Origin of the sequence: Chryseobacterium sp. FH1, assembly GCF_000735135.1 — a bacterium.
In the GTDB taxonomy this organism is placed as follows: Bacteria; Bacteroidota; Bacteroidia; order Flavobacteriales; family Weeksellaceae; genus Epilithonimonas.
In genome coordinates this window covers 183,755-210,539 of sequence record NZ_JPLZ01000001.1, presented here as the reverse complement: position 1 = coordinate 210,539, position 26,785 = coordinate 183,755, and the positions used below count along the sequence as shown (strand labels likewise).

Annotated in this window: 25 protein-coding genes; 3 read left to right on the top strand and 22 right to left on the bottom strand. The window is 37.5% G+C overall.

From position 1 onward, the window contains the following. Positions 1 to 171 precede the first annotated feature (171 nt). Both IO90_RS01035 and IO90_RS01030 read left to right on the top strand, forming a co-directional pair. Positions 172 to 1,704 (top strand): phytoene desaturase family protein, encoded by a 1,533-nt coding sequence (locus IO90_RS01035; RefSeq protein WP_034963044.1) that lies wholly within the window; start codon positions 172 to 174, stop codon positions 1,702 to 1,704. Next, positions 1,694 to 3,340, top strand: coding sequence for an acyl-CoA--6-aminopenicillanic acid acyl-transferase (locus tag IO90_RS01030; RefSeq protein WP_034963043.1), 1,647 nt, complete (start codon positions 1,694 to 1,696; stop codon positions 3,338 to 3,340). Before IO90_RS01035 ends, IO90_RS01030 begins: the two co-directional genes overlap by 11 nt. Positions 3,341 to 3,464: 124 nt before the next feature. Here the strand turns inward: IO90_RS01030 and IO90_RS01025 are convergent, their stop codons facing one another. The 22 genes from IO90_RS01025 to IO90_RS00920 form a co-directional block, all read right to left on the bottom strand. Further along, positions 3,465 to 4,637: a DUF2062 domain-containing protein gene (locus IO90_RS01025; protein WP_034963040.1), complete on the bottom strand. Its 1,173-nt coding sequence runs from the start codon at positions 4,635 to 4,637 to the stop codon at positions 3,465 to 3,467. After that, the gene (locus IO90_RS01020) at positions 4,637 to 5,119 is read right to left on the bottom strand and encodes a hypothetical protein (RefSeq protein WP_034963038.1); all 483 of its coding nucleotides are present in this window, start codon (positions 5,117 to 5,119) and stop codon (positions 4,637 to 4,639) included. Before IO90_RS01020 ends, IO90_RS01025 begins: the two co-directional genes overlap by 1 nt. 4 nt (positions 5,120 to 5,123) lie before the next feature. After that, entirely contained in the window at positions 5,124 to 5,498 is a 375-nt protein-coding gene (locus tag IO90_RS01015) for a 3-hydroxyacyl-ACP dehydratase (RefSeq protein ID WP_117596568.1), read from the bottom strand. 3 nt (positions 5,499 to 5,501) lie between these two features. After that, positions 5,502 to 6,095 (bottom strand): hypothetical protein, encoded by a 594-nt coding sequence (locus IO90_RS01010; protein ID WP_228374628.1) that lies wholly within the window; start codon positions 6,093 to 6,095, stop codon positions 5,502 to 5,504. Between the two features lie 7 nt (positions 6,096 to 6,102). After that, positions 6,103 to 6,729, bottom strand: a complete 627-nt coding sequence (locus IO90_RS01005) for a LolA family protein (RefSeq protein ID WP_034963034.1) — start codon at positions 6,727 to 6,729, stop codon at positions 6,103 to 6,105. Beyond that, complete coding sequence (locus IO90_RS01000; RefSeq protein ID WP_034963032.1) at positions 6,729 to 7,478, bottom strand: polysaccharide deacetylase family protein; 750 nt, start codon at positions 7,476 to 7,478, stop codon at positions 6,729 to 6,731. The genes IO90_RS01005 and IO90_RS01000 overlap by 1 nt, the downstream gene beginning before the upstream one ends. Positions 7,479 to 7,606: 128 nt before the next feature. Further along, entirely contained in the window at positions 7,607 to 8,671 is a 1,065-nt protein-coding gene (locus tag IO90_RS00995) for a beta-ketoacyl synthase N-terminal-like domain-containing protein (RefSeq protein WP_034963030.1), read from the bottom strand. Beyond that, positions 8,671 to 9,867: a beta-ketoacyl-[acyl-carrier-protein] synthase family protein gene (locus tag IO90_RS00990; protein WP_034963028.1), complete on the bottom strand. Its 1,197-nt coding sequence runs from the start codon at positions 9,865 to 9,867 to the stop codon at positions 8,671 to 8,673. Before IO90_RS00990 ends, IO90_RS00995 begins: the two co-directional genes overlap by 1 nt. 81 nt (positions 9,868 to 9,948) lie before the next feature. Next, on the bottom strand, positions 9,949 to 10,206 hold the full coding sequence (locus tag IO90_RS00985; protein WP_034963026.1) for a phosphopantetheine-binding protein: 258 nt from the start codon (positions 10,204 to 10,206) through the stop codon (positions 9,949 to 9,951). A 53-nt stretch (positions 10,207 to 10,259) separates the two neighbouring features. Next, positions 10,260 to 11,072, bottom strand: coding sequence for a KilA-N domain-containing protein (locus IO90_RS00980; protein ID WP_034963024.1), 813 nt, complete (start codon positions 11,070 to 11,072; stop codon positions 10,260 to 10,262). 46 nt (positions 11,073 to 11,118) lie between these two features. After that, positions 11,119 to 11,661 carry a 3-oxoacyl-ACP synthase gene (locus IO90_RS00975; protein WP_034963160.1) on the bottom strand — a complete coding sequence of 181 codons (543 nt, stop codon included), beginning with the start codon at positions 11,659 to 11,661 and terminating at the stop codon, positions 11,119 to 11,121. Between the two features lie 7 nt (positions 11,662 to 11,668). Then, positions 11,669 to 12,802: a beta-ketoacyl synthase N-terminal-like domain-containing protein gene (locus IO90_RS00970; protein WP_034963019.1), complete on the bottom strand. Its 1,134-nt coding sequence runs from the start codon at positions 12,800 to 12,802 to the stop codon at positions 11,669 to 11,671. Positions 12,803 to 12,847: 45 nt separating this feature from the next. Further along, positions 12,848 to 13,267 carry an acyl-CoA thioesterase gene (locus IO90_RS00965; RefSeq protein ID WP_034963158.1) on the bottom strand — a complete coding sequence of 140 codons (420 nt, stop codon included), beginning with the start codon at positions 13,265 to 13,267 and terminating at the stop codon, positions 12,848 to 12,850. A gap of 314 nt (positions 13,268 to 13,581) precedes the next feature. Further along, entirely contained in the window at positions 13,582 to 14,844 is a 1,263-nt protein-coding gene (locus IO90_RS00960) for an ABC transporter permease (RefSeq protein ID WP_034963017.1), read from the bottom strand. Then, complete coding sequence (locus IO90_RS00955) at positions 14,834 to 15,586, bottom strand: ABC transporter ATP-binding protein (protein WP_034963015.1); 753 nt, start codon at positions 15,584 to 15,586, stop codon at positions 14,834 to 14,836. The genes IO90_RS00960 and IO90_RS00955 overlap by 11 nt, the downstream gene beginning before the upstream one ends. Position 15,587: 1 nt before the next feature. After that, a complete protein-coding gene (locus tag IO90_RS00950; RefSeq protein WP_034963013.1) occupies positions 15,588 to 16,583 on the bottom strand; it encodes a BtrH N-terminal domain-containing protein in 996 nt (331 codons plus the stop codon). Positions 16,584 to 16,635: 52 nt separating this feature from the next. Beyond that, positions 16,636 to 17,040 (bottom strand): hypothetical protein, encoded by a 405-nt coding sequence (locus IO90_RS00945; RefSeq protein WP_034963010.1) that lies wholly within the window; start codon positions 17,038 to 17,040, stop codon positions 16,636 to 16,638. Positions 17,041 to 17,045: 5 nt separating this feature from the next. Next, entirely contained in the window at positions 17,046 to 17,489 is a 444-nt protein-coding gene (locus IO90_RS00940; RefSeq protein WP_034963008.1) for an ABC transporter permease, read from the bottom strand. A gap of 144 nt (positions 17,490 to 17,633) precedes the next feature. Beyond that, on the bottom strand, positions 17,634 to 18,065 hold the full coding sequence (locus IO90_RS00935) for a hypothetical protein (RefSeq protein WP_034963006.1): 432 nt from the start codon (positions 18,063 to 18,065) through the stop codon (positions 17,634 to 17,636). After that, positions 18,065 to 19,204, bottom strand: a complete 1,140-nt coding sequence (locus IO90_RS00930) for a beta-ketoacyl-ACP synthase III (RefSeq protein WP_034963004.1) — start codon at positions 19,202 to 19,204, stop codon at positions 18,065 to 18,067. Before IO90_RS00930 ends, IO90_RS00935 begins: the two co-directional genes overlap by 1 nt. 3 nt (positions 19,205 to 19,207) lie before the next feature. Then, positions 19,208 to 20,119 (bottom strand): hypothetical protein, encoded by a 912-nt coding sequence (locus IO90_RS00925; protein WP_034963002.1) that lies wholly within the window; start codon positions 20,117 to 20,119, stop codon positions 19,208 to 19,210. A gap of 40 nt (positions 20,120 to 20,159) precedes the next feature. Continuing rightward, the gene (locus IO90_RS00920; RefSeq protein ID WP_034963000.1) at positions 20,160 to 23,813 is read right to left on the bottom strand and encodes an MMPL family transporter; all 3,654 of its coding nucleotides are present in this window, start codon (positions 23,811 to 23,813) and stop codon (positions 20,160 to 20,162) included. A 264-nt stretch (positions 23,814 to 24,077) separates the two neighbouring features. Between IO90_RS00920 and topA the strand changes: the two genes are divergently transcribed. Next, positions 24,078 to 26,648: a type I DNA topoisomerase gene (gene topA / locus IO90_RS00915; protein ID WP_034962999.1), complete on the top strand. Its 2,571-nt coding sequence runs from the start codon at positions 24,078 to 24,080 to the stop codon at positions 26,646 to 26,648. Positions 26,649 to 26,785 lie beyond the last annotated feature (137 nt).

The following is a 26,785-nucleotide window of genomic DNA, read 5'->3' as shown; positions in this document are numbered from 1 at the left end:
CGAAGAGTCCGCTCAAGCCGGGTTGCAGATTTGTCATAGATTAACATTTCAAATTAAAAACACAATTTTGTCATTCCGTAGGAATCTAAATTTAGCAGTCACCAATGAGTGAAAAAATAAAATTCATTGAATATACTCTTATCTAACTTCTAACATCTCACTTCAAAAAAATTGAAAAAACAATACGACATACTAGTCATCGGTAGCGGAATTGGTGGACTTGTTTCTGCCTTGGTTCTGGCGAAGGAAGGACTGAAAGTATGCGTATTAGAAAAGAATAACCAATACGGCGGAAATCTCCAAACCTTTTCGCGTGACAAACTCATTTTCGATACAGGTGTTCATTATCTGGGAGGACTTTCCGAAGGTCAGAATCTTCATCAATATTTCAAATACCTTGGCATCATCCAAGATTTGAATCTCGAAAAAATGGACGAAATCGGATTCGACAAAATCACTTTCGAAAACGACGAAATCGAATATCCACATTCTCAAGGTTATGACAATTTTGTAAATCAATTATCAGAAATTTTTCCTGAGGAGCGAGAGAATTTAATTAGTTATGTTGATGAAATTCAGAATGTTTGCAATCAATTTCCGAGGTACAATCTTGTGGGTGATGGGAAGTATGATGAAGATATTCTTTACATTAATGCCAAGGATTTTATAGAATCTATCACATCAAATAAGAAATTGCAAACGGTTTTATCAGGCTCCAATTTTCTTTATGCAGGTTCGGCAAAAACACCTTTGTATGTTCACGCTTTGACGGTCAATTCTTACATTCAAAGTGCGTATAAATGTACGAACGGCGGAAGTCAAATTTCAAAATTGCTGATTAAACAATTGAGAAATTACGGCGCAGAAGTCTACAAACATTCCGAAGTTTCAGAGATGATTTTCGATGAGGAACAAATTTTGAAATCCGTAAAAACCAAAAACGGGAAAAAATATTTTGCGGAAAAATTCATTTCGAATATTGAAATAAAAACAACTTTAGATTTGGTTGGTAAAGAACATTTTAAGAAATCTTTCACCAAAAGAATCGATGAATTGGAACCGATAAGTTCGTGTTTCAGCGTTTACATCGTTCTAAAAGCGAAGACTTTCAAACATTTCAATTTCAATTATTACCATTACAAGAACGAAGAAAATATCTGGAATCAGTCCGATTATTCGGAAGAGAATTGGCCAGAATCTTATATGCTTTCGGCAACGGCTTCCAAACAAAATCCGGAGTTCGCAGAAAGTTTGACCATTCTGACTTATATGAATTACGATGAGGTTAAACAATGGGAAAACACTTTCAACACGGTTGCAGAAGAACAGGAACGGGGAAAAACTTACGAAGCATTCAAAACTGAAAAAGCTGAAAAGTTGATTTCTGAAATTGAAAAGAAATTCCCGGAACTGCGTTATCAAATCAAAGCTGTTCACACTTCTTCGCCACTATCTTATCGCGATTACATCGGCGGTTACAAGGGAAATATGTACGGCTACACAAAAGATTCGTCTAATCCGATGAAAACAATTTTTTCGCCGAAAACCAAGGTCAGTAACCTTTTTCTGACAGGTCAAAGCGTGAATATGCACGGGATTTTGGGATGTACAATTGGCGCATTCAACACTTGCTCGGAGATTCTGGGAAAGGAATTGATTGACGAAAGATTGACTCAAGTTTTAAATCAAGCTGATGAAAAATAGAGTGCTACTTTATCTGTTTCTTGTTTTAAATGTCATTTCGTGTGGCGTTTCAAAGTCCATCCATCACGTTCCGAAAATCAACCAATTTTCTCTTGAGATTCCGAAAGTTGAAAAAGTAAACGACTCGACTTTTAGTTTTAAGGAAAATTATCTCACCAAAAATAAACAGCAACTTTGGGAACTCTACATCCAAGGAAATCCTTTGCAGTTGGGCTATAACAATGGTGCCTTGACTCAAAGTTTGATGCAAAATCAGGAAGCGATTTTCTTTTCCAAGGTTGAAGGTTTTGTGCCTTCAAAATTCAAACAAAAATTGTTGAATGGTTTTTTGAAATGGTACAATCGGAAAATGTATTTGAATATTCGGGAAGATTATCAAACCGAAATCTATGGTTTATCCCAATACTCATCAGATAAATACAACTTCATCGCACCAAAATATCTCAGAAGTTTGTACTTGCACGGCGCGCACGATATTGGCCACGCAATGCAGGATTTGGCGATGGTTGGCTGTTCGTCTTTGGCTGTTTGGAACGAAAATACTGAAGATGGCGATTTGCTGATTGGAAGAAATTTTGATTTCTATGTCGGCGACGATTTTGCCAAAAATAAGTTGGTAGAATTTGTAGAACCGGAAAATGGAATTCCATATATGTCGGTCAGTTGGCCGGGAATGATTGGCGTGGTTTCGGGAATGAATAAGGAAGGAATCACGGTCACTATCAACGCTGGAAAGTCCAAAATTCCGATGACCGCAAAAACACCGATTTCGCTTGTGACTCGTGAAATTCTACAGTTTGCTAAAAATATTGATGAAGCGATTGCGATTGCAAAAAAAAGGAAAGTCTTCGTTTCAGAATCGATTTTGGTTGGAAGTGCGACTGATAAAAGTGCTGTAATCATTGAAGTTTCGCCGGATAATTTTGGAGTTTTTAAAATGGAGAATTCGAGTCAGTTGGTTTGTACAAATCATTTTCAGTCCGAGGCTTATAAAGATGACGAGCGAAATCGAAAACAAATTGCGGAAAGCCATTCAGAATATCGATACGAGAAACTTCAGGAATTGTTGAATGAAAATCCAAAATTGAATCCTGAAAAAATGGCTTCGATTCTAAGAGATAAATCTGGTTTGAAAGGAGCACAAATCGGTTATGGAAATGAGAAAGCTTTAAACCAACTTTTGGCGCATCACGCGGTGATTTTTTCGCCGGAGAAACGCTTGGTTTGGGTGTCGTCAAATCCTTATCAATTAGGCGAATTTGTCTGTTATGATTTGAATAAAATCTTTTCTGATGAACGATTGAAAACTGGGGAATTTGCGACTTCAAATTTGAATATTGCGAAAGATTCTTTTGTGGATTCTCAGGAATTTAAAAATTATGAGGAATTTAAAAAATTGAGTTCTCAGTTTGATGAAAATAAAATTTTGTCTGATGAATTTATCAATCATTATCAAGCTTTGAATCCAGATTTTTGGTTGGTTTACTTTCAGACTGGGAAATATTATTTCAATCAAAAAAATTATCGAAAGGCAAAAGTTGAATTCGAAAAAGCTTTAACGAAGGAGATTACAACGGTTCTCGACAAAAAGAATGTTGAGAAGTATTTGAAGAAGACTTTGAGAAAGTTGAAATAATGACTAATCGTCAGATTAATGGAAAGCGTTAAACTCTGCGAAGCGCAACCCGACTTGAACGGATTCTTCGAGAGCCTCAGAGTGACAATTGGGAGTGGAAGGCGGATAAGTTGCCCAAATCATTCTAACCGTTTTCAGGATTGACTTTATTGAGAAAAAGATAAAAACCGACGCCCAGAATTGTGGAGACCGAAGTTGCCAGAATCAGACTGCCGATAATGTACTGAAGCAGATGATTTTTGACCAGTTCGAAGTTGATTTCGTGATTCAGAAAATTGGTTTCTCCATCCACGAAAGGCGCACCAATAAAGAGAGAACCCGCAATAATGAGCGGAATAAACGGCGGAAAACTGATGTTGGAAGAGACAAATGCCAACACCTTGTTGAGCTTGAAAATCACAGCCAGAGATATCGTCAGAGCCGTCTGAAAACCCCAAACCGGCGACAATCCGATGAAGGCGCCTAACGCAATGGAAAACGCCTTGGTGCGATTGCTTCCGTCGCTTTCCAAAACATCTTCTTTGATGAATCTGTTGAAACTTTTCTTCCTGAAATTAATGATGAAATTTCGAGGTTTGATGTAGGCTAAAGTGATGATAACCAGGATGGTATTCAGAATACTGATCCGCGTAAAATCTTTGAAAGGGCGGAAGTGCGAAACCCTTTCCGCTGGGTCGTATAGGACTTTCACCGGAACATTTTTGACCGGAATATTTTTCCACGCCGTTCTTACAATAATCTCGATTTCGAACTCGAATTTTGGCGTGAAATATTTTTTCGGAATTTTGTTTAACGGATAAAGTCGGTAACCGGATTGCGTGTCCTGAAGCTTGATTCCGGTCTCAAACCAAAACCAGAAGTTGGAAAAATTGTTCCCAAAACTACTTTTCTTCGGAATGCCATCTTGCGACATATTTCGGTTTCCGATGAGCAAAACGTCTTCATTTTCAGCGAGTAAAGCTTCCACAAAAACTGGAATATCGTCTGGATAATGTTGACCGTCGGAATCTATCGTGATGGCGAAATCAAATCCAAGTTCCAAAGCTTTTCTGAAACCGATTTTCAGTGCATTTCCTTTGCCTTTGTTTTCGGGTAAATGGATGATTGAAATTTGGCGATAATCGCTCAAAATGGACGAAGTAGAATCCGTGGAACCGTCGTTTACAACGATGATGTTTTGGGTGTAATCCACAACGCCGTTGATGACGCGTTTCAGCGTTTTTTCGTTGTTATAAGTAGGGATTAAAACACAGATTTTCCTTTCGGAGATGGCGTTTCGTACTTCGTGGATGGTCATTATTTGAATGAGGCTTTTTCGGTAGCCGTCATCGTTTTGGATTGCCCAGCAAACTGTTTGATGTAGCTTTTCAGGTCAGCGTTTTGTTTGCTGTAATTGTTGATGAGGAAGGTTTTGTCTTCTTTCAGATTCTTGTGATAACCCACGATTTTCGGGATATTTTCCTGAACGCTCATTCGGATGACACGTAATTCTGCGTTGTTTGGGTTGCTTGCAATGAGGCTTTCCAACGTAGTTGCGCCTGATTTTACAAATGATTTTCGTTTGTTTTTTTCGGTCGTCACTTTGGCTTCCAAGATTTTTGAAGCTGATTTGTAAGCGGAAATTACGGGGTCATTTGATGATTTTTTCTCAGCCAAAGCAATGAAATTCTTAGCATTCTCGTTGGACGAGTTAGCCTTGGAATAGCTGTTTCTCAAAGATTCCAAGTCCGATTGGAAGAATGAGAAGAATGTGAACATCAAAGTGAAAATCAATTTCATAACCTTAGATTTTGGTGTAATTAACTGACAGTTTCAATGCAATTGTTTCGCCAAAACTGGTCGTGTTCTTTACTTTCAGTTCGCCATCTTTTTCCGTAATGTCCAATTGCAAGACCAAATCCGGCGTTTCAAAAGGATTGATGATGGCCATAAACTTCACATTGGAAGCCGATTTCAAAAACAATTTTGAAGCGGTGAGATTTTCAGTCAAGTCTTTCACAATCTGCATCATACAAACACCTGGCGTCACTGGATTTCCAGGAAAATGTCCTTTGAAAATCTCGTGGTCGGGATTGAGTTTTATCTTCGCAATGAAACTTCCATTCTCTGATTTTTCGGATGATTCTAAAGTGTAAAAGTTGGTAAGAATGGTTTGCATATTTTATTCAGTTTCAGTGATTTGGAATAGTTTGATGTTGATTTTGAAATCTTTGTGTTGAAGATTGATTGTCTGTGCAAAAGTATGTTTTTTTGCTTCAAAAGTAAAATTGATTTTTTCTCGTTTGTTTTTTGTGTAGATGACTTGATTTAATAAACCAGAATTTTTATCAAAAAACAAAAAGTATTGTTTCTTATCAACATTTGAAAGATAAATCTTCGAATCATTATTTTCAAAACTTTCACTGACCGAAAAATTTCGTTTTAGCAATTCCTGAAAATCATTTTTCAGAAAATTGATTACCATTTTTTTGTCTAAATCTGCCAAGACGTAATTAAGTTTAAAATCGTTTTCAGAAATTTCAAAATCAATCATTTTGTTTCCAAAATCTGAAGTCATAACAACCCTGTGTGTGGTTTCAGAGATTTTTTTAATGATAAGAATTCCGCTGATATCGTTGCCGTAAACTTCCATTTGACATTTGTAAACATAATCTTCGTTTGAAGAAAAGTACAGATTTTCAACTTCTTTTTCGGAGTTTGAAATTGGTTCTGCATCTTTCAGCTGATACGTTTTGCACGAAAATATCAGTAACAAAAATGAACTATAAAGAAAACTCAGAAGCAGGAATCGGCGCATTGATTTTGGTGTTTTTAAAAACAATATTCGTTGTATCTCCCGAAGCCTCAGTCATATTCACCTGCGAAACCGTCGACTGATTTTTAGGAAAATGAAGTTCGATTTGCTTAATGTACTTCAGTAACTGTGCAGATTTCGGAGTAAATTTCGCAATGTTCGAACTTGAATTTTTCATATAAACCACAGAAAATTCAGGGTCACTAAACATTTTTCCGTTGGAACTCCCGACAATCAGTTTATTTATTTTTTCAAAAGTTTTACTCTTTGCATCTACCGAAGATTTCTTCCCTTGGTCGTTGATGAAAATTTTGTTTTCCTTAAAGATAATGCTGTACTGATAAGGTTTTGTGTATTTCCAGCTCAAAGTATTAGGCGATTTTAAAGACATTCTTCCCTGAGTAACAATATTTTTATCTAAAAAATCCATTTTTTTTGTCTGAACGAAATCGCTTTGCAGAGTTTTAATTTCTTTTGTTTCAGCAGAAATTTTTGTCACAAATGCTTTGGATTCGGCACTCGTCATTGCCGTAGATTGGGCAAAAACAACACCTGAAATTAATAAAAAGGCGAAGAAAGCTATATTTTTAAACATTATTTTTCCGATTTAATAATTGAATCAATCGTGAAAGTTGAATATTTTTCACGCTCTAAAAATAACAATAATTCAACCAAAACATTGTACGTTTTCTCAGAAGTGTCGTGAAGCAGGATAATGCTTCCTTTTTTTAAATTTTTGGTGATTCGTGAGTATATCTTTTTCTCGTCATCAGTCACCGTGTCCAGTGAACGGACATTCCAGCCGATGCTTTTTTTCGCAGTTTTCTTAATGGCTTTTGCAATATTCGGATTGGTTACACCAAAAGGGGGTCGATACAAATCAGTTCTAATATTTCCGGCTTTGAAAATCACTTCATCACATTTTTCAATTTCCTCAACCATTTTTGAAGTCGATAAAAATCCGGTATTATTGGAATGTGAAAAAGTATGATTACCAACCGTATGACCTTCCGCAATGATTCTTTGGAAAGTTTCAGGATATTTTTCAATCTGTTTTCCGATGCAGAAAAAGATAGCTTTGACGTTGTTTTCTTTTAAAACATCTAAAAATTTCGGTGTAAATTCTGTTGGTCCATCATCGAAAGTCAAAGCGACTTCTTTGATTTTTGTCCGTTTATGAGTAAAACTGTTAATAAAATATCCCAACTGAATGTCAAAAGAACCCCAGATTACAACTGCTGAAAATAGAATGAAGCAAAAGATGTAAACCCAAACTGTTCCCTGAAATGCGTAAACAAAGGCATTCAGGAAAAGATAGAAGATGATAAATGGGTAATGTTTCATCAATACAGTTTATGGATTAAACCTTTTGCGGTATGTTTGTCATTCCGTAGGAATCTAAACAACTCTGTCGAGATTCCTACGGAATGACAAACTTACTTTTATTTATTGAAAACCTTTAAGGTTTAATTTTAAGCCTTTTCCAGCAAAACCAAACTATGGTCAATCCCTCCGAGATGATTGTACAAAAGAACTCTTCTAACGCTTTCTTTTTTCACATCATTAATTTTCATCACTTGCGGAATAATTTGATTTTTCAGAATTTGACAAGCCATAAATGTTGAAAAACCGCTTGCTGTATTGAATTCGCCACTCAAATGTTTATAATACAACAGAGATGAGTTTTGAAATAATTCCGATGCATTTTTATAGTAAACATCCGATTCTGAATCTCCGCTGAAACCTAAAATAACAGCATCAATCTCTTCATTTTTCAAATTATTCTTAATTAAAAAATCTTCAATGAATTGTTGAATTTCACTAAGTTCTAATGAGTTAACAATTTTAATATCTTTTAATTGTGCGTAAGAAGTTTCGGTTTTCTCTTTTCCTAAAACAAAGAAGCTTGAGCCTTCGCCCCAAATCACGCCTTCTGTTGTTGAATTTAAATAATCAACGGGAAAATTCTCTTCTTTTTTAATGGAATTATTCAGCTTGTACAATTCCATAGTTCTTTCGGTTTGCTCGTCAGTTGAACCTACTAAAACATTATCAGCTTCTCTATCCAAAATCTGAAGTTTTGCATCCAGCATTGAAAATTCGAGTGAAGATGAACTGTTGACGTACGTGAAATTATAGCCGTGACATTGCAATCCCAGAGCAATTTGCCCGGAAACTGTATTGTGTGTCGATTGAATGAAAAAAGTTGGCGTCAGAAATTCTTCATTGTTTTCCAAAACATTTTTCAGGAATTTTTCAGAATCCTGAGAACAGCCCATTCCGGTTCCAACAATGATAGAATCGGGTTTTTCAATTCCTGCTTCCTGTAACGCTTTTGTAGAAGCTACGGAACTCATTTTTACTGTCTTAGACATTCTCCGGCTCATCGCGGGCGGAATGAATTCTTTATAATTGGGCTCGATGGCTTTTAAAATCTGAACTGAATTTTCAGGTTTTAAAGTAGTATCGAAGAAATTTTCGTTTAAAGTGTCCTGAACCGAGATGCAGGCGACACTGTTGATGTAAACTGCACTCATTATTTAGAGAAAATTAAAGTTGAACAGTTTCCGCCAAATCCAAATGAATTGGAAAGTACGTGGTTGATGTTTTTTTCTTTCAGTTCGGTAACTGGCGTCAAATCAAATTCTTCCATTTGTGTTTTGAAATTTAAATTTGGAAAAATCACATTGTTCTGCATCGCCAAAATCGAATAAACCGCCTCAATTCCCGCCGCCGCCGCCAAAGTATGACCCGTAAACGCTTTCGTAGAACTGAATTCCGGAACCTGATTTTCACCAAAAATCCGAATCATTGCAATGCCTTCAGACAAATCATTATTCGGAGTCGCCGTGCCGTGAACGTTGATGTAGTCTATGTTTTCTTGATTTAAACCAGAAACTTTCAAAGCTTTTTCCATTGCCAAAAAAGCACCTTGTCCGTTTTCCGAAGATGCGGTCTGATGATGCGCATCGTTGGCATTTCCGTAACCGGAAAGGTAAGCGAGGACTTTTTTATTTTCTTTTTTGACAATGTCATCAGATTCCAAAACCAGGAAAGCGGCAGCTTCGCCTAAGTTCAGACCTTTTCTGTCGTTGTCAAATGGTGTGTTGTAAGAATCTGTGAGAATCATCAGCGTATTAAAACCATTCAAAGTAAACTTTGAAAGTGAATCTGTACCGCCGACAATCACTCGGTCAAGAACGCCGTTTTTGATGAGTTTTGCGCCCATCATAATCGCATTAGCTGCAGACGAACAGGCCGTGCTGATGGTAGAAACCATTCCTTTCAGTCCCAACATTTCTGCAATCGCTAGGGATGAATTTCCAGCGTCGTGAGCGTCGATGTATTTTTGCTTTTCAGGGAAATCTTCGTATGTGTAGAAATACTTTTCGGTGATGTCCATTCCGCCCACGCTGGTGGAGGAAATGAGTCCGGTTTTGTACTCGTTGATATCCGAAATTCCGGCGCTTTCTACCGCTTCTTCTGCGGCCACCATTCCTAATAAAGCGGTTCTTGTGACATTGTTGTCTTCATTCAGCTGAAGTTTCTGCACAAGGTCTTCATTAGACAATTTTACCTCGCCCGTTTTGATGCTTCCCGCGTGGCGTGTTTCAAACAGTTCGATGTCTGAAATGCCGTGTTTACCGGTCGTCAGCGAAATAAAATTTTCCTCGACATTGTTACCAATGGAGGAAATGATGCCCATCCCTGTAATGGCAATTTTTTGACTCATCCTTTTATAATGTACCAATGTATCAATCTAGCAGTGTAACAATATTGGTACATTGCTAGATTGATACATTGTTAGATTGAATTATTTTGTTCTGTTTTCTTCGATGTATTTTGCCATCACTTCTATAGATTGGAAGATTTCTTTTCCTTTTTTAGGGTCAGATAATTTGATTCCGTAGTCTTTGTCTAGAAGTACGATTAATTCCAGTGCGTCGATAGAATCCAAACCAAGACCTCCACCGAAAAGTGGGTCTGTATCTTTGATTTCTTCTACTGCAACGTCCTCAAGATTAAGAACTTCTATGATTTTGTTTTTTAATTCTAATTTTAAATCTTCCATAATTTTATTCTAATATGTAAAATTACTCTTTACAGTAATATTTTTTCGTATTTCTATTTTAAAAAATGTTTTTCTTCGATATTTTCAAGCACTTTCATTTGATGAATTGCAATTTTATTTAGTTTTTGTAAACGCTGATTTTGGCTTAGATTCTCCTGAATAAAAATAGCATTGATGTTTTCCAGATTTGAAAGGCAAATCAATTGATTCATCGTCGCATAATCACGAATATTTCCTTTTTCCTCAGGATTTGCATCTCGCCCTTGACGTGCTGAAATTCCAAATAATGCCACATTCAGGACATCTGCCTCATTTGCATAAATGATAGAAATTTCTTTTGAGGATAATTCTTTTGGAATCAGATTTTGTTGGATAGCATCTGTATGAATTCGATAATTTATTTTTGCCAATTCACGTTTTGCGGACCAGCCAAATTGCTTTTGCTCTTCTTCTTTTAACCTTTGAAATTCGGTTATCAGATATAATTTAAACGAAACACTTATTGCCGAACCAAATTCAAAAGCAATGTCTTTATGAGCAAAAGTGCCACCATATTTCCCTTTTTTTACAATAATTCCTGCTGCATCTGTTTTTTCAATCCACTCCGAAATACTCAGCGTGAAACCAGGTAATCCTGCCTGCATTTTAAAGTGGTCAGATTCGACCACTTTAAAGTTTGGGTTATTAATGAGTTCCCAAGTACTCAAAAACTCTAATGCATAACGTGTTCTAATCCAGTTTTTAATAATATCCGCAGCACGGCTCTCGCTTTCTTTTGCGTTAGCCATATCAGTGAGCGAGATGTAATCTACATTCTCAACGGATACTATGGTTATTTCTGAATTTTCTACACTAATTTTTGCCATTCAAACTTTTAATAGCTGATTTTTATTTATTGAATCTTACAGTTTTTCACAAACTTAGCAAATATACAAAAGCTTTATAACTTTCCTGATATAGTTCGACCCAGCCACACAAGACTTTTTCCGCTTTCCCTGATTGCAGAATCTGTGCCGCGTATGAATTCAAAAATTCTTCATCAAATTCATCCAAAACTAAAAAAGCATTTTCGGTCTGCATTTTATGTTTGATGCTGATTTCGCCGGCGCAAATATTCGGTAAAGTGTATACAAAAACGGCAGGACTTGGGAAATAATTGTCCTGAGAATTAATGCTTTCCTGATATTTAAAATCGGTGTCGAGGCTTGAGGATTTGTTGGCAAAAACCAAAGCAGTATTGCTTTGGTCGTCGTTTTTCAGAATCATTTCGGATGCCAGAAAAGCGAGTTTGCTGAGATTATCCATTTTATGAAATTTTGGATAATTCAGTTCTAAAGTTTTGTAAGCTTCTTTTGCGAAATCTGAGAAATTTTCGGTTTGGGTTTCAAAAATAATTTGTTCGTTGAGGATTATTTTTGAGCTTTCTATGGTGCAAATGTCTGTTTTCTTCATCATTATAGTTTTAACATTTTTCCAAAACAATGGCCGCATTACATCCACCAAAACCAGAAGCCGTTTTCAAAATATATTTAATTTCTGCAGATTGATTTTCTTTAATAATATTCAAATCCTGAGAGACACCCAGTTCTTCGAAGTTTTTAGATGGAATTAAAATGTTTTTCAAAGCAGATTCCATAGAAATAATGCTTTCCAATAAACCTGATGCGCCTAGACAATGTCCGTAATAGCCTTTCATACTGTTCAGGGGAACATTTTGCAAATCCATTCGGTTGAAAGCGATGGCTTCCATCTCGTCGTTGTAAAGCGTTGCCGTTCCGTGGGCGGAAATAAAATCGATTCGGTCTGCGGAAACTTTCGCTTCTTTCATTGCATTTTGAATGCTCGCAAACAGTCCGTCGCCGGTTCTCGATGGTCCTGAAATGTGGTTGGCATCATTAATTGCTGAGTCGCCCAGAACTTTAAACTTAAATTCTTTGTTCTCATTTAATTCTGAAGTGATGTAAACACTTGCAGTTGCTTCGCCTAAATTAATTCCGTTTCGGTTTTTGTCGTAAGGTTTGCAAGGTTCGATTCCAATCGCCTGAAAAGAATTGAAACCTGAAATTACAAACTCAGAAATCTCATCGCCGGCGACCACGAAAGCGTCTTTGTATTTTCCTGTCTGAATCATATTTTTCGCCACAGAAATCGCCATAACTCCTGAAACACAAGCATTGGAAACGACAATCGGTTTGGTTTTAAATCCAAAAAAATCTGCGAGTTTTTGAGCTGATTTTGAAAGATAAATACCTTCCGGTAAAGTGTTTTCGTTTTTTAATAAACTGATATTTCCTTTTGTTGTTGAAAGAATAAAAGCGGTATCATCTGAAATCTGATGTCTTTCTACCAAAGGTTTCAGACTTAGCAAAAACATTTTTTCAAGTCTTGTGAAATTCTGATTGTTGAAGTGTTTATTAAATTCCTCTTCCAATTTCTCAGAATCAATTTTAGAAACAAAGAAAGCTTCGTGATTATCGATAATTTGATGCAAAGCCACTCCGGATTTTCCTTCCAAAAGTGCTTTCCAGTTTGATTCCACATCAAAACCTAAAGGCGTGACGCAGTTATAATCTGTAATGTAAATTTCTCTGTTCATTAATTACTAAAATTTTTGAATCTTTTTTGAAAAGCCAAAAGCCGACTATAATCCCATTTTATTTTTCCAATTCTGAAAAAACTCGGGATTGTACAGGCATAAATTATTTTCAGAATCCAGAAAAACCTGAATGGTTTCTCCACTGCAAACCAATTGATTCTGCTGATTGAAAATCTCGTATTTATAAATCAATTTCGCCGAAACAGAATTTACGAAAGTGGTTACAATGTTGAATGTTTCCCCGTATTTCAGGGGAAGAAAATGTTCGCACGTACTTTTCACAATCGGCGTTACAAATCCGGCTTTCTGAATGTCGAGATAAGTCAAACCGTGCTGTCTTCCGAAAGCTTCTCTTCCGTCCTCAAAATACACGATGTAATGCCCGTGCCAGACGATTCCCAGCGGGTCCGTCTCGTTGAACCGGACGCGTACTTCTTCGGTACAGGTTAAATTTTTAGACTGCATTTTGTTTTCTTTTTTTAACCACAAAGGGCACAATGGTTTTCACAAAGGTCACCAATTATAATCAAATATATTCTGTTATAAATTCATTTTATTCGACTTTGCCAAAGTTCCAAACTTTGGCAAATTTTTAATTCTTGATAGACTTGAAGAAACGTGAATTTCCCACGAAATCCCTAGCCCTGATGGGAACGGCATCCTTTTTTGTCATTGCGATTGCTGATAAGTTCAATTTATTGATTTGCGTCGTTCGCAATGGCAAAAAAGATATAGTGGACAGCAGGTTCCCGGCTCCAAATAATCTTTACTATGCTGAATCAGACACTATTTTGCTTTCTTTCATAGAGTAAAGAGATGCTGACCATCGCAATATAAAATAAAAATAAGAAAATCAGTTCTTTAGCGATTTCGCCAATGCCGCTGTTCCTTAAAATAATATCGTAGTACGCATTCAGTCCCCAGTTCATTGGGGAAAATTGTGCAATTTTCTGCATAAATTCAGGCATCAAGAAAACCGGAACCCAGATTCCGCCAATCGCTGCCAAAACTACAACCGAAGTCGCTCCAAACGGCGCTGATTGTTCCTGAGTATCTGAAACGGTTCCAATTAAAACTCCAAATCCAATCGCTGCCAATCCTGCAAAAAGAGTCACAATAAGCAGATGAAACATTTTTCCTGAAACATCAAACTGAGGTAAATCCATTAGCGGGAAAAGCCAGATTCCCACCGCAACCATCAGCAAAAACTGGATAACACAAATGATGAGATAGGTGAATGTTTTTCCTAAAATATGAATGTAATACGGCGTCGGGCTCACGCGGACTCTCACGCTCGTTCCCTGACTTTTTTCTTTGACCAAATTAATCGACAACGGCACCACAATAAAGAAAATCGCAAACAGCGCCCACGCCGGAACGTTGTGTTGTACGGAATTCGGCATTACTTCTTCGTTGCTTTTGTTCGGCGTGATTTCTTTGAAGGTAATCAGACTTTTATTTTCAAGGTCTTCCGTCGTTCCGAGCTGGTCCTGGAAGGCTTTGTAGATTTTTTTATTCTCGATTTCGAAAACCATTTTGTTGATGGCATTCATCACAGAATTTTTGAAACCTGCGTTGGTGGCGGGGTCGAAATAGAGATGAATGTCTTTTGTCTTTGAAGCAACGGTTTTTGTCGAAGTAGAATCGGTTTCTAGGCCAAACGAACTTACGACAGTCTGAACTTTTGAATCGATATTTGAGTTTAAATCTTTCGTTAAATTTTCCGGAATGACGATGGCCATCTGATAATCTCCCGTGAACACAGCTTTCTCAGCCGATTTTTCGTTGTAATCCGTAACGAGTTCAAATGTTTTGCTGGTTTCCAGCTCTTTTTTGATGACTTTGGAAACTTCAGACTTGTCGTTATCAATGAAAATAATCGGGATTTTGGAACCTTCCAGATTTTTGAATGTCGAATCCTGAATTAAGGTGATGGTAATAATCAACAGCAACGGCATCAGGAAAATAATGACAATTCCGCCCGAATCTCGCTTCAATAACTGAATTTCCTTGATGAAACTTCTCCACAATTTATACAACATCTCTCAATTCTTTTCCGGTTAATGAAATGAAAACATCCTCCAGGTTTTCCGCATTGGCAACTCTTTCCACCAATTCTTCCGGCGTTCCTGTTGCGTGGATTTTCCCGTGGTCGATGATGGCGATTTTGGTACAGAATTCCTCTGCTTCCGAAAGGTGATGCGAGGTGTAAATGATGCACGTTCCTTTTTTATTTAAATCTAAAAGATAATCGATAATCGCTTTTTTCGATTGAACGTCAACTCCAACGGTTGGCTCGTCCAAAAATAAAACTTTCGGGTTGTGAAGTGTTCCCGCAATCAGATTGCAACGGCGTTTCATTCCGCCTGAAAACTGGTCGACTTTTTTGTTGGCGAATTTCGTTAAGCCCATCAATTCCAAAGCGTCATCGATGGCTTTGTAAAGGTCATCGTTCTTCAAACCATACAGACTTCCGAAGAATAAAAGGTTTTCTTTCGCCGTCAAAGTCGGGTAGAGCGCATATTCCTGCGGAACAACGCCGATAATTTGTTTGATTTTCGAATTGTCTTTTTTAGGCGACAAACCATTGATGGAAAAACTTCCTGACGTTGGCTTAATCAAACCTGAAAGCATAGAAATCAACGTTGTTTTTCCTGCTCCGTTAGGGCCGAGAATTCCGTAGATTTCGTTTTTATCAATATCCAAAGAAATATCATTAACCGAAAAATCTTCCGAGTTTTTGTATTTCTTGTTGAGGTTTTTTATTTCGATGATATTCTCCAAACTATATCGCTTTTCTCAATTTCTTATAAAAAGCCTCCTCCAAATCTGCAATATGCAACATCGATTTTGAAAGCTGATTGTAAATATCGCTTTTCGAATTTCTGTTTTTGTAAACCCTTGCAATATCTACGGCAAAATCTCTCCAAAGGTCGCCGATTGCGGTAATTTCTTTGGATAATTCTTTCAACTCGTCATTTTTAAGAATCACTGAGGCCTCCTGTAAAAAAGCACCGTAAATAAACCTGAATCCGCCACCGCCGGTTCCTATTTCTTCCTGCATTCTAATCAATTGTCCGAGATAATGATTGGTTACTTTTGTGCCTTTTTTCTCAGCCCATTTCGGGATGCTTTTCGCCACCCAGCGCATTGCTTTTACGCCAATTAATGGAACGGGAGCCAACATATTTTTACAGGTATCCTTAATTCCTTTTTTGATAGCTTCTTCCAAATTGACATTTTCCGGAATATATGTCGGGAAATACATATGACCTTTCGGAGCAAGTGCACCTTTAGCGTAACGAACTTTCTCGAGTTCAGCTTCAGTCAAAGTGGTTGCGAAATCCATCACAGGGTCACTGATGAGGAATTTACCGTCCTCTTTTCCGTAAACAACTAAGTTGTGGGCGTTGAAATGAAATTTATATTCTTCTGGGAAATAAGTAAGGTTGAAAACACCTACCTGAAGGCCAGTCGGTATATTTTGTTCTAAATTTTTCTCCAATGCCTTTTGAGCTTCGTCTGGATTTGAGAATTTTTGTCTTTTGATTTTAATTCCCAATCGTTTTGCCGCTTTGGTAAAAATTGAACCTGGCATTGGACGATAACTGAAACCCGGCGCAAAATTCACTTTTAGAAAAGGCAGATACACGAAAAACAATCCAGAACCGATTCCGAAAATCATTGGTTCGCTTAGTTTTAATCCTTTGTTGAGAAGTAAATTGGAGGCAACACCGTTTTCGCAGTGGGCTGTCTGATGGTGTTCGAAATTTATTTTCATTAATGGTTTGAGTTTATCAAACCTTCAAGGTTTTGAAAACCTTGAAGGTTTCTTATAGTCCGTTAAAATTTTTCAGCTCATCTACCGAAATTCCGAACGTGTCGGCGTATTTTTTCAAAGTAGATTCGCTGAGTTTTTTGAATATATTCGGTTTTGCGTGTCGTTTGACTGTCCATTGCCACTTTCCCACATAAGCTGCAAGAACCTGCAAATCCATTTTGTTGAGTTCCATAAAATAGATGATTGGGCTCACGATATTGTTGGCCACATTTTGTTTGGCTTCTTCAATTCTTTCGTTGATGAGCTCCATCGATTCATCTAAGGCCGCTTTTTTAGCTTCCCAACCGATGCTTTGTGCGGTGGTGTAATTGTTATTTTCATCAGTCACATATAACATTTCGGTCATATTTGCTGACTGCAAATTACTTTGGTCTTGTGGAATGTCTTGTTTTTTCATTGATTTTAATTTTTCAATTCCTGAATAAACAAATTGATTTCTGCTCGGATGAGTAATTTATCATTAATGAATGTCTCGCAGAAAATGTTGCAAATGTTCTCGTATTGAGAAATCAAAGAGGCTTTGGAAATGATATTGTCGCCCACTTTTGGCAACGCAAAAATCTCTATTTTTTTGATGTTGGTAATGAAACCGATGACTTTGGTTTGCACATCCGGACCTTTGAAAAAACTTTGTCCAAGAATCGATGAACAGGTTTGCGCGACATTTTCTATCAATCCAGCTTCAACAAATTCATTATTCAAAACAAAAATATTATCAGGCCTGATTTCAAAAGAAGTGATGACAGTTTCTGGCGTCAATTCCAAAATGTAATCCGCCATCAGCATTGGTTTGCGATGGGGAAGAAAATTGTGGATGTTGATTAAGTTGTCGGCCTTCAGTTCCATATTTTATTTTAACCACAAAAGTCACAAAAGCTTTTGCTATTTTTTATTTTTAAAAAGTTCAAAAAAGATAATCGTTTTAAAACTGTCTTTTTTGAACTTAGACTAATTAATTTTTTCTTTTGTGACTTTTGTGGTTTATTTTTTTTATTTCACAACGGTTTTCATCTGCGATTTTGCAATCACGGTTTCATTGATTTTCGTCACGATTTCAACCAGAGTGACGCCCATCATTTCGTTCAGGATTGTCGCTTCAGAAATCAGTTGGTCGCCTACTTTTGGTAAGCTTTCAACTTCAACAGATTTGATGGCGCCAATGTAACCAGTCGGCGATTCCTTACCCAAAAGAAAATATTTGTAACCTGTATGCAAAGCCACAGTCTGAGCTTGATGTTCAATCAAACCAGAAGCCTGGAAAATGCCTTCGCTCACGAAAATATTATCTTCTTTAATGGTAAATCCAGAAACCACGTGATTCTCCGAATAGTCGGAAACTTCGCCAACCATTACGAAAGGAAATCGTTGTGGAATCAGACTTTCTACAAAATCTTTGTCGGAATTTGATAAGTTACTTTCCATTAGCAAACCGTCAACAAGGCACAAGAGTAAGCGAATCTTCCACTTTCCGGAACGCAAAGAAGGATTTTTTCACCTTTCTTCAATTTTCCAGAATTCATCAATTGTTCAACAGCGATGAAGATAGAACCAGCACCGATATTTCCCACTTCGGAAAGGTTGTAGAACCACTTTTCCCAAGGAAAATCCAATCCTACATTGGCAAATTCCTCCTTCAACCCATCTTTGAAGTAACCAGAAGAGATATGCGCCAAAACGTGGTCTACAGTATCAGGGTCCAACTGATGTTTGTCAAAAGATGTTCTCAAACTTTCTGCACCTTTTACCAAGATATATTTGTCAAGGATTTTGGTGTCTTGCTTCAAAGCGAAAATCGATTGGTTCAACCATTCTTCCGCTGGATATTCTGCCCAAGATTTCAAGCTTCCGTCTTCCTGTTTTTCGCAACCGGAATACATACAAGCTTCGATTTCGTGCGCATAAGAATAGAAATCAATCCATTCGATTCTCAAAGATGTTTCGTTTTCTCTTGGTTTGTTTTCCAATAAGAATGCGCCAGCACCGTCAGACAACATCCATCTTAGGAATTCTCTTTTGAAGGCGACGATTGGTCTTTCTTCCAAAAGTTTCAGGTTTTCTGCCTCATGGTTGAATTTGTCCGCCGTCATCCAAGAAGAAAATCTTTCGGAACCTACGCAAACAGCATTGTTTTTCACATCTGCTTTTACAGAAAGGAAACCGTAGTTCAAAGCGTTCATTCCGGAGTTGCAAAGTCCCATAGAAGTGTTGATTTCCACAGATTTTCCAATGTTCAACTCACCGTGAACCATTGAGGCGTGCGAAGGCTGGATTTGGTCTGCAGAAGTCGTTCCGCAAGACAAAAGTTCCATATCTTCTTTTGTGAATTTGTCATCAAACAAACCTTCAATCGCTTTTGCCGTGATTTCTGCATTGGAATGCGTCGGTTTGGAGTTGGTGTCCAAAGCGTAATATCTGGTTTTGATTTGATTGTTTCTCAAAATCAATGCTCTGGCTTTGGATGGTTTGTCATTTACCAGTCCTAGGTAGTTTTCCATTTCGTCGTTAGAAATCGGGTCATTTGGTAAGTACGTGGAGGACTTGGTGATATATACGTTACTCATTATTTATTTTAAATTTATTCCTTGTAAATATTCTCTTTGTTTCTTTCTTTTGAACCACAAAATAGGCGTCAATAGGATGTGTGGCACCAATACGATTGGCGAAATCACCCAGATTGCTGTCATCAAATATACCTTAAAGAATTTAATCAGCAAAGGTCGTTTTTCTTTTTTCTTGATAATCAGATTACTCCAAACAGTGAAAATTTTATTACCAACTTTCTCTACCCGAACAAGAAAAGGGCGGATTTCCACCGCACCATTTTTCACTAAATCGGGCTGAAGATTGGCAAAATCGCCTTTGTCCAAATATGTTTTGATGATTTCGCCATATTTCCCTGCACCGTTGATTTCCTCGTCGGAAACGCCGGCGGAAGGCAACATTCCGGATTTTTCTTTTTGTCCAGTGGTCATCCATCGCAAAATGGTAAGAACGCTGGTGTAATTGTCGTGTCTATCGACCAATGCGATATTTCCAACCAATTTGGCGTTCAGGTTTTTCAAATAGACTTTCAATTTTTCCTGAGAAAGCATCCACATATTTCGCGTTCCGGAGATGGTCACAATTGGCGTGTCTTTCATAATCTGCTCGGCAAATCCACTTTTCAAAAATGAAATAATTGGGATTGACGGCGTGAGGTACCAAACCTGATAAGCGAACAAAATCAAATCGAATTTGGTGTTCAAAACCTCATCGGAAGGTGGATAGATTTCGCTTGGGATTTGAAGGTAAGATTCTGGGAAAGTGTTGAAAAAAACATCACTTGGCCAAGGAAAAGGAAAATCCTTTTTGAGTCGGATGTTGTAGTAGATGACGTTGTAATCTGCATTGTTCTCAAACGGATGGGCGATATTTTTTGCAATATCTTCCAATTGTCCGGTTTGAGAATAGTATATGACAAGTATGTTTTTCTGCATTAATAACTAATATGTAACAAAAATAAGATTAATAATTTTATTATTTTCGTCTTAGTACCATAATTGATGCCGAACTGTGTATTAAATTATAATTAATGGACTCGGGAAACGCATTTTTCCCATTGATGAAAATCAACGTTTCTGGTAAGTTCTGAATCTCAGAAAGATTGAAGGAATCGTCGGAAATCAGCAACACGTCGATTTCTTTTTCGAGGTTTGAAATTCCATTGATATAATTCAGTTTTCTACGTTTTACCAGATAATTGTTTTCCGCGATTTGTCTTTTTTCTTCGTTTTTGATGAACGTGAAAATTTTTCTGCTCGCTTGTTGCAAAGTCAATAGAATGTCTTTTTGCCCGTAATCATCAGCTATATGAAGGATTGTAGCGTCTTTTCGAATGTATGTATTCAATTCAAAATAGACCGATTTGTTTTCATTAAAATCAGCTTTCACAGCCTTCACAACTTCCGTTTCTTTGTAGAGGAAACTCAGGAATAGTTTCTTTTTGAAATAATCTTCGTCCTCAATTTCGTTTCTTAGTTTCGCAAATTCATTTCGGAAATCAGCATTGATATTTTTCGCTCGTTCTTTGTAAGTCGTTCCAAAAGTCAAATCATCTTTGCTGATTCTGTCGCCAACTTTCACCGTGATACTTCCATCATAAATGATGAAATCGCCTTTCGGCAAAACTTCAGAATTCCCGTGAATGTAAATCGGCAAAATGTCTAAACCAAATTCTTCGGCCAAATAAAATGCGCCTTTGTGAAAACGTTTGATATCATTGGTGTAAGACCTTTCAGCTTCCGGAAAAACAACTAAGGAATAACCTTGGTCAATCTTTTCTTTTAATTTTTCCTTGCCATTTTCGATGCCTTGCGAAACCGGGAAAAACCCTAGAGCTTTCACGAGTTTTCCAAAAATTGGCGAATCATAAACCCAATCGTTCACGAGATAAACGATTTTGTGCGTTGTCATTCCAATCGCTAAAGTATCAAGAAATGAAGTGTGATTCGCAATGATAATCGCAGGTTTACTAAAATCTTCATTCGGATTTGAAATGACTTTTTTCTTTACAAATGGATTTCCGTAAAGGACAGATTTCATAAACTTGGCCAAAATCAGTTTGATGATATCCAAGGTTTTTCCTTTCGCATTTTTTACGAAAACGCTTCCAAGCGCAGAGAACATCAATCCGCCCAAACCATAATAAATAAACAGAATCACGGAATGAAAAAACAGCCTGAGCGTAATCGGCGACAAACCTTTTTTCTGTCTATTAATAATTAAAAATCTAAACCAGAACGGATATAAAGTTGAGGTAATGATAATCACGGATAGCATTCCAATCAAAGCGACTAAAGCCAACGAGTGCAACGCAGGATGTTTAGCGAAAATCAAAGAACCGATGGATAAAATTGTGGTGAAAACTGCCAAGATAATCGAAATTCTATACGTCGGAAGTTCATTTTTTCCCGTTGTATGTTCTTTTTGCATTGCTTTTGTGAGGAAAATACTGAAATCGTCACCAACGCCGAAAACCAATGTGCAGACAACGGTACTGAAAATATTTAATTCTAATCCTAAGAAATATAAAATTCCCGCCGTCACAACTCCTGTTAATACAATTGGAAACATCGTCAGTAAAGTCAGTTCAAAATTTCTGAAGAAAACAATTATTGTCAGGAGAATTGCCAACAGAGAGTAATTAATCAAGGTATTGAAATCTCTTTTAAGCAATCCCAAAAAGTTTTCATTCATCTGCTGACGGTCGATGGCGATGGCGTCGTGTTTCTTTTCAATGTCTTTGATGAAGGCATCTCTTTTCTTTTCGTCTACTTTTACCACATTCGAAACAGTGTAAAAACCATTTTCCTGACTCAGGAATTCTGAGATTTGAAGCGCTTTTATTTTTTCATAATCTTTGAGGCTTAAAGTAGGATAGGCTTTATTTAAATTTTCACTGAACTGGTCAAAAGCAGAACTGTTGAAACCGAATTTGTTCCCATTCGAAACCAATTCGGAAATTGTGGAGCTCTTCTTATTCTCGTTCCAGAAGTTTTGCCAGATTGCTACTTTTTTCTGCTGGTCTTCTTTAGACAAAACAACGTTTCCAAGTGAATTATAGCTTAAGATTTTACCATCTTTCTTTTCTCTTTCCAAAAATGTACTTAAGTCTGAATTTCTGGCGAGAGCTTCTTCCTCAGAATTTCCGTAAGAAATCGTGTAGATGGATTTTGAGGTGATGTCTGACAGTTTTTCAAGTTTCGCCTCACTGATTTTTAATTCTTTCGGAATGTAATTTAAGTCGCCAATATCTTCATTGAAACCCACGTGACGGAAACCAAACAAACACGCAATAATCACAAGCGAACAGCCGATAATCAACGGCTTGTTTTTTTCGTAAGGATAATGCCCGATTTTATCGATGAAGTTGCTGTTTAATGTATCTGATTTTTCTTTCGGGTGATACAGTTGCGGAACAATGATTAAAGCTAAAACCGAAGAAAATAAGACCGTAATCGAAGCGAAAAGTCCCAAATCTTTCAAAGCTTCCGAACGTACAAAAACCAAGCATAAAAATGAAACCGCCGTGGTTGCACTACTTAAAATTATTGGCTGTGTAATTTCTTTGTAAAGCTCTTCAATATTGTTGTTGTGCTTATAATGCGTGAGAATGTGAAGCGCATAATCAATTGTAATTCCAATTAGAATAGCACCCACGCTTAAGGAAATGGCTGAAATTTTATCTTTAATAAAATACAAAACCATCAACGCCAATAAAACAGAGAATAAGGTCGGCAGGAAAACAATAATCGGTGTGAAAAAATTTCGGAAATAATAAATCAGTAAAATCAGCAAAACCGTCATCGAAATAATTACCGTATTCTGAATGTCTTTCTTGATTTGCTGGGCGTTTGCAACCGCAATCACTGGCGAACCAAAATAGCTCAGTTCGGTTTTCCCTTTAAATTCTTTGTTGAGGTTGTCTTTGATTTCGTTTAACTGATTGACAAATATTTCGTTATTTTTGGTGTCGTTGCTCTTGTTTTTCGGTTCGATGAAAAGCAGGAGGTTTTTTCCGTCTTTGGTAACAACGTAATTATCTTCAAGCTTAAAATCTTTGCTGATGTTTAAAGCATTCAGTTTTTTGATTCCGAGAAAAGTGATTCCCAAAGGGTCTTTTTTAATGAAATCTTTCGTGACCAAACTTGTCGGCGAAACCAAAGAAACGTAATTGTTCTCGACCTGTTTTGCAATGCTGTCTTTGTTGAGTTTCCTTTCAATTTCCAGATAATCGTTTTCGTCTAAAAACAACGGGAGATTCTGATTGACAAAATCGAATGTTTCGGAAATCTCATTGTCATTCACCTTTCCCTGAACGGAAATGATGTATTTCTCTAAAGGTTTTGTTTTTTCTAAAAATGAATCGGCCGTTTCGGATAACTGGAAATTGTCGTCTTTCGACTTCTTTTCGATAATGACGATGATTTTGTCTGAAAAATTAAGTTGTTTCAAAACTTTCGCCGTCAGGTCAGATTTTTCACTTTTTGGGATAATCTGATTGATATCTTCTTCAAAATTGATTTTCGATGCAAAAAATAAGCACAGAAAAGCAATTCCCATCGCAACGGCAATGGAAAGGATTCTGTTTTTGGCAATCAGATAATATAAATGAATGAAAAAGCGATGCATTTTTAAATTTGGTTCAGATGTATTTCTACGGCTTGGAAATGGTTAAAGTTTTTGTGCTTTCGAACTTATTCATTTTCAAGGACTAAAATCGAAATATTTATAAATTTTAGTCTGCGAAATTAGTAAAAAAGTTAAGAGTTTGAAAGTCAAAACTAGACTAATTTTTGTGGAAAATCAATAATATATATAAGGTATAGACAGGAGAAATAATTGTTAAAATGATTAATTACAAAAAAACGCCTACTTTTGCAAAAATTTTTCAGGATGCCAAAAAACTTAGTGATTGTCGAATCTCCGGCAAAAGCAAAAACAATTCAGAAATATTTAGGTTCAGATTTCGAGGTCAAATCCAGCTTCGGACACATCCGCGATCTGCCTAAAAAAGGAATGGGAATCGACTTGTCGAATTTCACGCCCGACTATGAAGTGTCTGCTGATAAGAAGAAATTGGTGGCAGAACTGAAAGCCTCTGTGAAAAAAGCCGATATGGTTTGGCTTGCTTCCGATGAGGACCGCGAAGGTGAAGCGATTGCCTGGCATTTGGCAGACGAATTAAAACTTAAACCTGAAAATAGAAAAAGAATCGTCTTCCACGAGATCACCAAAAATGCGATCTTGAAAGCGATTGACAATCCAAGGGATATCGACCAGAATTTGGTTAATGCACAACAGGCAAGACGCGTTCTGGACAGAATCGTTGGTTTCGAAATGTCACCAGTTCTCTGGAAAAAAGTGAAAACCGGACTTTCTGCAGGACGTGTGCAATCCGTTGCTGTAAGATTGGTGGTTGAGAGAGAAAAAGAGATCCGCGAGTTTACCCCAAAACCAAGTTTCAAATTGGAAGGGATTTTCCTCAACAATGCACAGCAGGAGATCTTGGCGAAATTGAAAAAAGATTTCGAGAAAGAATCGGATGCAGAGAACTTCCTGAACTTGGCCAAAACCACAGACTTCAAAGTTCTGAATGTGGAGACCAAACCAGGAACCAGAACAGCTTCTGCACCGTTCACGACTTCAACTTTGCAACAGGAAGCTTCTTCCAGATTGGGTTATAACGTGACGTCCACAATGCGTTTGGCGCAGAGACTTTATGAGGAAGGATTCATCACGTATATGAGAACGGATTCCGTGAATCTTTCTCAGGAAGCGATCAATGGCGCGAAGGCGCAGATCATCTCAGAATACGGTGAAAATTATTCCAAACCAAGAAATTATACCACAAAATCATCTTCTGCACAGGAAGCCCACGAGGCGATCCGTCCGACAGATTTCGCGTTGAAATCCATTGGTGATGCGCAGTTGAACAAATTATACCAATTGATCTACAGACGAACTCTGGCTTCTCAAATGGAGAATGCGAAAATCGAGAAAACCGTGATCGAAATTGGAAACGCCAAGTTGCCACAACATTTCGAAGCGCAAGGTGAGGTCATCATTTTCGATGGTTTCCTTAAGGCTTATGGCATTGTGAAAACCGAAGATGAAGATGATGAAAGCAACGAAAAATTGTTACCGAAAGTTTCCGTTGGCGAAGCTTTAGACTATAAAAAAATCACCGCGACTGAAAAGTTCACAAGACCATCTGCAAGATTTACGGAGGCTGGTCTGGTGAAGAAACTGGAAGAGTTAGGCATCGGTCGTCCATCAACTTATGCACCGACTATTCAGACCATTCAGAATCGTGAGTATGTAGATAAGAGAGAACTCGAGCCACAAACGAGAGAGATCGTTAAAATGACATTGGGGAAATCAGGTGTCAAAAAAGAGGTGCTTCAGGAAAAATTTGGTGGTGATAAAAACAAATTTATCCCAACCGATATTGGTGAGGTCGTGAATGATTTCCTAACCAATAATTTTGCTGAGATCTTGGATTATGGTTTCACAGCGAAAGTGGAGGAAAGTTTTGACCACATCGCAAGTGGCGACCAGAAATGGAAAGAAATGATGACGGATTTCTATTCCAAATTCCATCCAAGGATTGAAGATGTAGAGGAAAATGCAGACCGTGCTAATGGCGAAAGAAGTTTGGGTGTCGATCCTAAATCTGGGAAAAATGTCTATGCAAGAATTGGAAGATTCGGACCGATGATCCAGATTGGTGAGCAGGATGATGAGGAGAAACCGATTTTTGCCTCATTGATGGCCAATCAAAATATTGCGACCATCACTTTGGAAGAAGCTTTGGAAGTTTTCAGACTGCCTTTTGATTTGAAAGAAGTGGACGGACAATCCGTAACCATCGGCGTTGGAAGATTTGGACCGTATGTGAAATGGGGCGAGACCTACATCAGCATTCCGAAAGGTGAAGACCCGCTTTCCGTAGATCAAAACCGTGCAGAGGAGATCATCAACGAAAAGAAAGTGGCAGACGCGCCAATCGCAAGCTATAAAGGCGAACCAGTGACGAAAGGAACCGGAAGATTCGGACCGTTTATCAAATACCAAAGTATCTTCATCAACGTTCCGAAACGTTATAACTTCGATAATCTGTCTCAAGCCGACATCAACGAATTGATCGATGCGAAACTGGAAAAAGAGGCCAACCGATACATCCAACATTGGGAAGCGGAAAAGATCTCCATCGAGAATGCGAGATGGGGACCGATCGTGAAACACGGCAAGAACATCCACAAGATCCCGAAAAAGAAAGACGACACCAAGTACGAAGCAGACGAACTGAAAGATGTTTCCCTGGATGAGGTGAAAAAATGGATCACGGCGCAAGACCCAAAAGCCTTCGTTGAAAAAAAGAAACCTGCAGCCAAAAAGCCAGCCGCCAAAAAAGCAACCACAGCGAAGAAAGCACCGGCAAAGAAACCTGCTACTAAGAAGTAAGAGTTTTTAAACTTAAAATATTAAACCCCTTTTGATTTTCGAAAGGGGTTTTGTTTAGAATTATAGATTTACAAATTGAAGTACCATATTAGAATAAATATGTCGATGATGACTTCTGTTATGTTGATGTATAAATG

Bases quoted from the DNA above. Each gene is read 5' to 3' on its own strand.
- IO90_RS01000 (WP_034963032.1), bottom strand. From the start codon at position 7,478: ATGAAACATTACCCATTTATCATCTTCTATCTTTTCCTGAATGCCTTT.
- IO90_RS01015 (WP_117596568.1), bottom strand. From the start codon at position 5,498: ATGCAAACCATTCTTACCAACTTTTACACTTTAGAATCATCCGAAAAA.
- IO90_RS00995 (WP_034963030.1), bottom strand. From the start codon at position 8,671: ATGAGTGCAGTTTACATCAACAGTGTCGCCTGCATCTCGGTTCAGGAC.
- IO90_RS00975 (WP_034963160.1), bottom strand. From the start codon at position 11,661: ATGATGAAGAAAACAGACATTTGCACCATAGAAAGCTCAAAAATAATC.
- IO90_RS00945 (WP_034963010.1), bottom strand. From the start codon at position 17,040: ATGAAAAAACAAGACATTCCACAAGACCAAAGTAATTTGCAGTCAGCA.
- IO90_RS00990 (WP_034963028.1), bottom strand. From the start codon at position 9,867: ATGAGTCAAAAAATTGCCATTACAGGGATGGGCATCATTTCCTCCATT.
- IO90_RS00920 (WP_034963000.1), bottom strand. From the start codon at position 23,813: ATGCATCGCTTTTTCATTCATTTATATTATCTGATTGCCAAAAACAGA.
- IO90_RS00965 (WP_034963158.1), bottom strand. From the start codon at position 13,267: ATGCAGTCTAAAAATTTAACCTGTACCGAAGAAGTACGCGTCCGGTTC.
- IO90_RS00970 (WP_034963019.1), bottom strand. From the start codon at position 12,802: ATGAACAGAGAAATTTACATTACAGATTATAACTGCGTCACGCCTTTA.
- IO90_RS00935 (WP_034963006.1), bottom strand. From the start codon at position 18,065: ATGGAAAGTAACTTATCAAATTCCGACAAAGATTTTGTAGAAAGTCTG.
- IO90_RS01030 (WP_034963043.1), top strand. From the start codon at position 1,694: ATGAAAAATAGAGTGCTACTTTATCTGTTTCTTGTTTTAAATGTCATT.
- IO90_RS00930 (WP_034963004.1), bottom strand. From the start codon at position 19,204: ATGAGTAACGTATATATCACCAAGTCCTCCACGTACTTACCAAATGAC.
- IO90_RS00925 (WP_034963002.1), bottom strand. From the start codon at position 20,119: ATGCAGAAAAACATACTTGTCATATACTATTCTCAAACCGGACAATTG.
- IO90_RS01020 (WP_034963038.1), bottom strand. From the start codon at position 5,119: ATGAAATTGATTTTCACTTTGATGTTCACATTCTTCTCATTCTTCCAA.
- IO90_RS01005 (WP_034963034.1), bottom strand. From the start codon at position 6,729: ATGTTTAAAAATATAGCTTTCTTCGCCTTTTTATTAATTTCAGGTGTT.
- IO90_RS00950 (WP_034963013.1), bottom strand. From the start codon at position 16,583: ATGAAAATAAATTTCGAACACCATCAGACAGCCCACTGCGAAAACGGT.
- topA (WP_034962999.1), top strand. From the start codon at position 24,078: ATGCCAAAAAACTTAGTGATTGTCGAATCTCCGGCAAAAGCAAAAACA.
- IO90_RS00940 (WP_034963008.1), bottom strand. From the start codon at position 17,489: ATGGAACTGAAGGCCGACAACTTAATCAACATCCACAATTTTCTTCCC.
- IO90_RS01025 (WP_034963040.1), bottom strand. From the start codon at position 4,637: ATGACCATCCACGAAGTACGAAACGCCATCTCCGAAAGGAAAATCTGT.
- IO90_RS00985 (WP_034963026.1), bottom strand. From the start codon at position 10,206: ATGGAAGATTTAAAATTAGAATTAAAAAACAAAATCATAGAAGTTCTT.
- IO90_RS00960 (WP_034963017.1), bottom strand. From the start codon at position 14,844: ATGTTGTATAAATTGTGGAGAAGTTTCATCAAGGAAATTCAGTTATTG.
- IO90_RS00980 (WP_034963024.1), bottom strand. From the start codon at position 11,072: ATGGCAAAAATTAGTGTAGAAAATTCAGAAATAACCATAGTATCCGTT.